The following is an 8,379-nucleotide window of genomic DNA, read 5'->3' on the forward strand; positions in this document are numbered from 1 at the left end:
GCGCGAAGGCGTTAAACAGTAAAGGCGTCTTGCAGCAGTTGTTCCTGCTGTTCGGCGTGCATCGATGCGTAACCGCATGCTGGTGCAGCAGAAGCCTCACGGCCCGCGTACTCGAGTACGAGAGACTTGTTGAGGTTGCTGATGCTGCGACGCATGTGGTGTTGGCTGCAGTACCACGCCCCCTGGTTCATCGGCTCTTCCTGACACCAGACGGCATGCTTGGCGTTGGTGTAAGGCGCCAGGACTTCTTTCAAGTCGTCCTCAGGGAACGGGTACAACTGCTCGATACGCACGACAGCGATGTCGTCACGACCTTCGGCACGGCGTTTTTCCAGCAGGTCGTAGTAGACCTTGCCGCTACACAGAACAACGCGCTCGACCTTTTTCGGGTCTTGGGCATCGATTTCCGGAATAACGGTCTGGAACGAACCTTCGGCCAGATCTTCCAGCGTCGAGATGGCCAGCTTGTGGCGCAGCAGCGACTTCGGAGTCAGGACTACCAATGGTTTGCGCAGCGGGCGAATCACCTGACGGCGCAGCAAATGGTAGATCTGAGCCGGCGTCGTCGGCATGCACACCTGAATGTTGTGCTCGGCGCACAGCTGCAGGTAACGCTCCAGACGAGCCGAGGAGTGCTCCGGCCCCTGACCTTCATAACCGTGCGGCAGCAGCATGGTCAGACCGCACAGGCGACCCCACTTGTGCTCGCCACTGGTGATGAACTGGTCGATAACCACCTGGGCACCGTTGGCGAAGTCGCCGAACTGGGCTTCCCAGAGAACCAGGGCATTCGGCGTGGTGGTCGAGTAACCATACTCGAACGCCAGCACCGCTTCTTCGGACAGGAACGAGTCGTACAGGTCGAAACGCGGCTGACCGTCGTACAGGTTCTGCAACGGGATGTAGGTACCCGCGTCTTTCTGGTTGTGCAACACGGCATGACGGTGCGAGAACGTACCGCGGCCGATGTCCTGGCCAGTCATGCGGATCGGGTGACCTTCGAAGGCCAGGGTCGCGTACGCCATGGTTTCGGCGTAACCCCAGTTGATCGGCAGGCCGCCGGCTTGCATCTTCTGACGATCTTCGTAGATCTTCGCTACCTGGCGCTGAACCACGAAGCCTTCCGGGATTTCCAGCAGCTTGGCGGACAGTTCCTGCAAGGTCTTGAGGTCGAAGCGAGTGTCGTGACGCGCGGTCCAGGTGTGACCCAGGTACGGACGCCAGTCCACGAACAGCTCTTTGTTCGGCTCTTTGACCAGGCTCTTCACGACGTGCAGGCCGTTGTCCAGCGCGTTGCGGTATTCGTCGACTTTCGCCTGAACACGCTCTGCGTCCAGCACACCACCCTGGGTCAGACGATCGGCATACAGCTCACGGGTGGTGCGCTGCTTGGTGATCTGCTGATACATGATCGGCTGGGTGCCGCTTGGCTCGTCGGCCTCGTTGTGGCCGCGACGACGGTAGCAGACCAGGTCGATCACCACGTCACGCTTGAACTGCATGCGGTAGTCGATGGCCAGCTGAGTCACGAACAATACGGCTTCCGGATCATCGCCATTCACATGGAGGATCGGCGCCTGGATCATTTTCGCAACGTCGGTCGCGTACTCGGTGGAGCGCGAGTCCAGCGGGTTGCTGATGGTGAAACCGACCTGGTTGTTGATCACGATGTGCACGGTACCGCCGGTTTTGAAACCGCGGGTCTGCGACATCTGGAAGGTTTCCATGACCACGCCCTGACCTGCGAATGCAGCGTCACCGTGGATGGAGATCGGCAGAACCTTCTCGCCTGTAGGATCGTTACGACGGTCCTGACGGGCGCGAACCGAACCCTCGACCACCGGGGAAACGATTTCCAGGTGGGACGGGTTGAACGCCATCGCCAAGTGAACTTCACCGCCAGTGGTCATCACGTTGGACGAGAAGCCCTGGTGGTATTTGACGTCACCGGAACCCAGCTCGACCTTCTTCTTGCCTTCGAACTCGTCGAACAGCTCGCGCGGGTTCTTGCCGAAGGTGTTGACCAGCACGTTCAGACGGCCACGGTGGGCCATGCCGATGACGATTTCCTTGGTGCCGTAGGAACCGGAACGCTGGATCAGCTCGTCGAGCATCGGAATCAGGCTCTCGCCGCCTTCCAGACCGAAACGCTTGGTACCCGGGTATTTGGTGCCCAGGTATTTTTCCAGGCCTTCGCCGGCGGTCACGCGCTCGAGCAGGTGGCTCTTGATGTCGGCGGAGTACGTCGGACGACCGCGCACGCTTTCCAGACGCTGCTGGAACCACTGACGCTGCTCGGAATCGGTGATATGCGTGAATTCAGCGCCGATGGTGCGGCAATATGTCTGCTGCAACGCTTCGTGAATTTCGCGTAGGCTCGCTTCCTCTTTGCCGATGAACAGGTCGCCGGCACGGAAGGTCGTATCAAGATCGGCATTGGTCAAGCCGTAATGATTGATCGACAGGTCTGCAGGTGCAGGACGCTGCCACAGTCCCAGCGGGTCAAGCTGGGCTGCCTGGTGGCCACGCATACGGTAGGCCTGGATCAATCGCAGCACTTCAACTTGCTTCTTCTCGTGCTCACTGCTCACGCTGCCGGCGGAAACCGGTTGGGCGCGGCGCTGGTTCTTTGCCAGCAAGACGAAATGATCGCGAATTGTGGAGTGCGAAACATCGGTGGCAGTGTTGCCGTCAGCAGGCAACTTCTGGAAGTAGGTGCGCCACTCTTCTGGCACAGCGTTAGGGTCGTGCAGGTAGAGCTCGTAGAGYTCTTCCACATAGGCAGCGTTACTACCGGATAGGTAGGCACTGTTCCACATGCGCTGCATCACGCTTTCTTGCATGCTTGGTCACCCTCGGTTAGGGGAACACCATCGGCGTCGACACCGAGCAAACTTGCAGAAGTCCGAATGCAGCGACCAAAACAAGCCACTAGGATCACACTGATAGTCCGGGTACCAGCCCGGATGCCCCTGCTTGTCTCATTTCTTCAAAATAAGAGCCGCAGCCTTTTAAGCTGCTGCTCAGGTTAAAACTACGGCGCCGGTTGAAGCCTGCGCCGTAGCATCTACGGGTATTGCGGTCCTACGGGTACAGCAGCTGAATCACACGCCGCTCGAGAGCAACATGTTACGGATGTGACCGATGGCCTTAGTCGGGTTCAGGCCTTTCGGACATACGTTGACGCAGTTCATGATCCCGCGGCAGCGGAATACGCTGAACGGGTCATCCAGCGAAGCCAGACGCTCGGACGTCTTGGTGTCACGGCTGTCTGCCAGGAAGCGGTACGCTTGCAGCAGAGCAGCTGGACCCAGGAACTTGTCCGGGTTCCACCAGAAGGACGGGCAAGAGGTCGAGCAGCAGGCGCACAGGATGCACTCGTACAGACCGTCGAGCTTCTCACGCTCTTCAGGGGACTGCAGACGCTCGATGGCCGGAGCCGGCGTGTCGTTCTGCAGGTATGGCTTAACCTTCTCGTATTGCTTGTAGAAGATGCTCATATCGACGACCAGGTCACGGATAACCGGCAAACCTGGCAGCGGACGAACGATCAACTTGTTACCTTTTACGACGGCAGACAGCGGCGTGATGCACGCCAGGCCGTTTTTGCCGTTGATGTTCATGCCGTCGGAACCGCAAACACCTTCACGGCAAGAGCGACGATAGGAGAAACCTTCGTCCTGCTCTTTGATCAGGGCCAGTACGTCCAGCACCATCAGGTCTTTACCACCGGTATCGACCTGGAATTCCTGCATGAACGGCGCGGCGTCCTGATCAGGGTTGTAACGATAAACGCTGACTTGCAACATGGCGGCCACCCTTAATAAGTCCGAATCTTAGGTTCAAAAGTCGGAACAGTCTTCGGCGAGAAGTTCACGGCACGCTTGGTCACGCGCTTGTCACCCGGGAAGTACAGGGTGTGGCACAGCCAGTTTTCGTCGTCACGGTCTTCGAAGTCTTCACGGGCGTGAGCACCACGGGACTCTTTACGTACTTCTGCAGCGATGGCAGTGGCTTCGGCCACTTCCAGCAGGTTCTGCAGTTCCAGAGCTTCGATACGCGCAGTGTTGAACGCCTGCGACTTATCGTTGATCTTCACGTTGGCGATGCGCTTGCGCAGATCAGCCAGCTGGGCAATACCCTTCTGCATGTATTCGCCGGTACGGAACACACCGAAGTAGTTCTGCATGCAGTTTTGCAGCTCGCGACGCAAGGTAGCCACGTCTTCGCCTTCGGTACGCTCGTTCAGAGCGGACAGGCGTGCCAGGGCCGCATTGATGTCGGCGTCGGTGGCGTCGTCGTATTCGATACCGTCGGTCAGCGCCTTTTCCAGGTGCAGGCCGGCAGCACGGCCGAATACCACCAGGTCGAGCAGCGAGTTGCCGCCCAGACGGTTGGCACCATGAACCGATACGCAAGCCACTTCGCCTACTGCGAACAGGCCCGGAATGATGGCATCAACGCCATCAGCGTCCTGAGTGATCGCCTGACCGTGAATGTTGGTGGCAACGCCGCCCATCATGTAGTGGCAGGTTGGAACAACCGGAACCGGAGCAACAACCGGGTCAACGTGCGCAAAAGTCTTCGACAGCTCGCAGATGCCTGGCAGACGGCTGTGCAGCACTTCCTCGCCCAGGTGGTCGAGCTTGAGCATCACGTGGTCGCCGTTCGGACCGCAACCGTTGCCGGCGATGATTTCCTTAACCATCGAACGGGCAACAACGTCACGACCGGCAAGGTCTTTGGCGTTCGGAGCATAACGCTCCATGAAACGCTCGCCGTGCTTGTTGATCAGGTAGCCACCTTCACCACGGCAACCTTCGGTAACCAGTACACCAGCGCCGGCGATGCCGGTCGGGTGGAACTGCCACATTTCGATGTCTTGCACCGGTACGCCGGCACGCAGCGCCATGCCAACGCCGTCACCGGTGTTGATCAGGGCGTTGGTGGTCGAAGCGTAGATACGACCTGCACCGCCGGTGGCCAGTACGGTGGCCTTGGCACGGATGTAGGTGGTTTCGCCGGTTTCGATGCAGATCGCGATCACGCCGACGAAAGCGCCATCCTGGTTTTTTACCAGGTCGACAGCGTAGTACTCGTTCAGGAACACGGTACCGGCTTTCAGGTTGCCCTGATAAAGGGTGTGCAGCAGTGCGTGACCGGTACGGTCGGAAGCAGCGCAAGTACGCGCAGCCTGGCCGCCTTTACCGTAGTCCTTGGACTGGCCACCGAACGGACGCTGATAGATACGGCCTTGCTCGGTACGCGAGAATGGCATGCCCATGTGGTCCAGCTCGTAAACGGCAGCCGGACCTTCCTGACACATATATTCGATAGCGTCCTGGTCACCGATGTAGTCGGAACCCTTGACGGTATCGTACATGTGCCAGCGCCAGTCATCGTTCGGGTCAGCAGACGCGATGGCGCAGGTGATGCCGCCTTGAGCGGATACAGTGTGCGAACGGGTCGGAAAAACCTTGGTGATCACGGCAGTCTTGTGACCGCCCTGTGCCAGTTGCAGCGCCGCGCGCATGCCGGCACCGCCACCACCAATAATGATGGCGTCGAAAGAAATCGTTGGAATGTTAGCCATGAATCAGATACCCCAGAGAATCTGCACACCCCAGACGAAGTAAGCGAACATCGCGACGCCGCATACTGCCTGGAAAAGGAAACGCACTGCAGTCGCGGACTTGCCCAGCGCCATCGGCGTCAGGTAGTCGGTCGCGATGGTCCACATGCCGACCCAGGCGTGAGCGCCCAGGGCCACCAGGGCCAGCAGACTGAAGATACGCATCCCGTTGTGGGCGAACAGGCCGTGCCATTGTTCATAGCCAATGCCCGGATTCACCGCGAGGTAGCCGATCAGGAAGATGAAATAAGCCGCGAGAACGACCGCAGACACACGTTGCGCCATCCAGTCATAAAGACCGGAACGCGAAAGGTTCGTAACGCTGGTTACCATATCCAAACTCCTGCCAGAACGATCAACACCACGGAAACGGCGATGATAATTTTCGAGCCCAGGCGGCCGCCTTCCAGCGTCTCACCGATGCCCATATCCATAATCAAGTGGCGCACACCGGCTACCAGGTGATAAAGAAGAGCGGACAGGAGGCCCCATGCTACGAACTTGGCCAGCGGGCTGGTCAAGGTTGCCTTCACGTCGGCAAAACCTTCCTCGGAACCCAGGGATTTGCCCAATGCATAAAGCATGAAGCCAAGGCCCAGGAAGAGGATGATGCCGGAAACACGGTGAAGAAACGACGTAACGCCGGTGATGGGGAGTTTGATGGTCCTTAGGTCTAGGTTTACAGGTCGTTGGCTTTTCACGGCTTTTTTTTCACACTGAAGAGCCCCTAACAATCAGGGCAAAGTTGTTGGGGAGTGCACTGGTCAGGTAACCACCACCCAGGGATGCGACCCCCAATAAAGCAGGCCCAAAAGCCCTTGGCGGTCGGTGGCCGAGTATAGACAGTTAGGCTACTAATGACAACGCAAACACCTAACCCAAACAGCTGATTGCGCAACTGACATAAAAGGCGTAAATGGCAGTCAATTTCGAGGAAAAAGTCCGGTTAAAGCCTTCTGGAGCAAGACTTTAGGCAAATTGACATTCGAATTTATCTCACTATAGTGGTGCGGGCCCTGCGTGGGGGGTCTGTCTGATGATTTCAAGCATAAATAGGAGGCCACATGGCTGACAAAAAAGCGCAGTTGATCATCGAGGGCGCAGCCCCCGTCGAGCTGCCCATTTTAACCGGCACCGTTGGTCCCGATGTTATCGATGTTCGGGGCCTGACGGTCACGGGCCGTTTCACCTTTGACCCGGGTTTCATGTCGACCGCCTCGTGTGAGTCGAAGATCACCTATATTGATGGCGACAACGGCATTCTGCTGCACCGCGGCTACCCGATCGAACAGTTGGCCGAGAAGTCGGACTATCTGGAGACCTGCTACCTGCTGCTCAACGGCGAACTGCCGACCGCAGAACAGAAGGCCCAGTTCGTCAGCACCGTGAAGAACCACACCATGGTCCACGAGCAGCTGAAGACCTTCTTCAACGGCTTCCGTCGCGACGCCCACCCGATGGCCGTCATGTGCGGCGTAGTCGGTGCCCTCTCGGCCTTCTACCACGACTCCCTGGACATCAAGAACCCGCAGCATCGCGAAATCTCCGCGATCCGCCTGGTTGCCAAGATGCCGACCCTGGCAGCGATGGTTTACAAGTACTCCATGGGCCAACCCATGATGTACCCGCGCAACGACCTGTCGTACGCGGAAAACTTCCTGCACATGATGTTCAACACCCCGTGCGAGATCAAACCGATCAGCCCGGTACTCGCCAAGGCCATGGACCGGATCTTCATCCTCCACGCCGACCACGAGCAGAACGCGTCGACTTCCACCGTGCGCCTGGCCGGTTCTTCGGGTGCCAACCCGTTCGCCTGTATCGCCGCCGGTATCGCTGCACTGTGGGGCCCTGCCCACGGCGGTGCAAACGAAGCCGTACTGACCATGCTCGATGAAATCGGCGATGTTTCCAACATCGACAAGTTCATCGCCAAGGCCAAGGACAAGAACGATCCGTTCAAACTGATGGGCTTCGGTCACCGCGTTTACAAAAACCGCGACCCGCGCGCCACCGTCATGAAGCAGACCTGCGACGAAGTGTTGAAGGAACTGGGCATCCAGAACGATCCGCAGCTCGAACTGGCCATGCGCCTGGAAGAGATCGCCCTGACCGACCCGTACTTCATCGAGCGCTCGCTGTACCCGAACGTCGACTTCTACTCGGGGATCATCCTCAAGGCGATCGGCATTCCAACCAGCATGTTCACCGTGATCTTCGCCCTGGCGCGGACCGTCGGCTGGATCTCCCACTGGAAGGAAATGCTCTCCAGCCCGTACAAGATTGGCCGTCCGCGCCAGTTGTACACCGGCTACGAGTCGCGTGACATCACCAAGCTGGAAGACCGCAAGTAAGACCTGTCTTGCTGTAGCGTGTTGAGTTGTACCGGGAACGGCCTCTGCTTTTTATATAAAGAGCAGGAGGCCGTTTTTGTTTGTGCGGTTTTTTGATGGTGTACATATCCGTTTTTGCGGTAACGGCCTCTTATGGTTCCGCTCTTACAGCCAGCCCTTTCAAGGTGTTTTCCCTTTATGGGCCTTGAGCACCCGATCCGTCGACACATGAGCATGCGCAGCTTTGCCGTCCAGCCACTCCTTGGGTTTGGCGATTTTGGGACCACGTAGGCTTTTGGCCACTTGCTTGGGCTTGATATTCCTGGCGAGCGCCAACAGTCGTGTTGCCAGCGTTTCTGAGGTCGTTTGAAGTGTCAGGTAATCCGAGGGCAGTGCGATCTGCATGCCCTCGTA

Annotated in this window: 6 protein-coding genes and 1 pseudogene; 1 reads left to right on the top strand and 6 read right to left on the bottom strand. The window is 58.1% G+C overall.

What is annotated here, in order from left to right:
* Positions 1-11: 11 nt before the first annotated feature.
* The 5 genes from AC1DRN_RS15875 to sdhC form a co-directional block, all read right to left on the bottom strand.
* Positions 12-2,843, bottom strand: a complete 2,832-nt coding sequence (locus tag AC1DRN_RS15875) for a 2-oxoglutarate dehydrogenase E1 component (RefSeq protein ID WP_223463338.1) — start codon at positions 2,841-2,843, stop codon at positions 12-14.
* Between the two features lie 261 nt (positions 2,844-3,104).
* Entirely contained in the window at positions 3,105-3,809 is a 705-nt protein-coding gene (locus AC1DRN_RS15880) for a succinate dehydrogenase iron-sulfur subunit (RefSeq protein WP_003223007.1), read from the bottom strand.
* 11 nt (positions 3,810-3,820) lie between these two features.
* Complete coding sequence (sdhA, locus tag AC1DRN_RS15885) at positions 3,821-5,593, bottom strand: succinate dehydrogenase flavoprotein subunit (protein WP_223463339.1); 1,773 nt, start codon at positions 5,591-5,593, stop codon at positions 3,821-3,823.
* A 3-nt stretch (positions 5,594-5,596) separates the two neighbouring features.
* The gene (gene sdhD, locus AC1DRN_RS15890) at positions 5,597-5,965 is read right to left on the bottom strand and encodes a succinate dehydrogenase, hydrophobic membrane anchor protein (protein ID WP_095139417.1); all 369 of its coding nucleotides are present in this window, start codon (positions 5,963-5,965) and stop codon (positions 5,597-5,599) included.
* Positions 5,959-6,333, bottom strand: a complete 375-nt coding sequence (sdhC, locus tag AC1DRN_RS15895) for a succinate dehydrogenase, cytochrome b556 subunit (protein ID WP_033052382.1) — start codon at positions 6,331-6,333, stop codon at positions 5,959-5,961. The genes sdhD and sdhC overlap by 7 nt, the downstream gene beginning before the upstream one ends.
* Positions 6,334-6,696: 363 nt before the next feature.
* On the opposite strand from sdhC, the gene gltA reads away from it, so the two are divergent.
* Positions 6,697-7,986: a citrate synthase gene (gltA, locus tag AC1DRN_RS15900; RefSeq protein WP_223463340.1), complete on the top strand. Its 1,290-nt coding sequence runs from the start codon at positions 6,697-6,699 to the stop codon at positions 7,984-7,986.
* A 159-nt stretch (positions 7,987-8,145) separates the two neighbouring features.
* On the opposite strand, the pseudogene AC1DRN_RS15905 reads toward gltA, so the two are convergent.
* Positions 8,146-8,379, bottom strand: a pseudogene (locus AC1DRN_RS15905) (IS4 family transposase); the annotation flags it as partial.

The sequence above is a fragment of the Pseudomonas sp. P5_B3 genome (assembly GCF_056400405.1).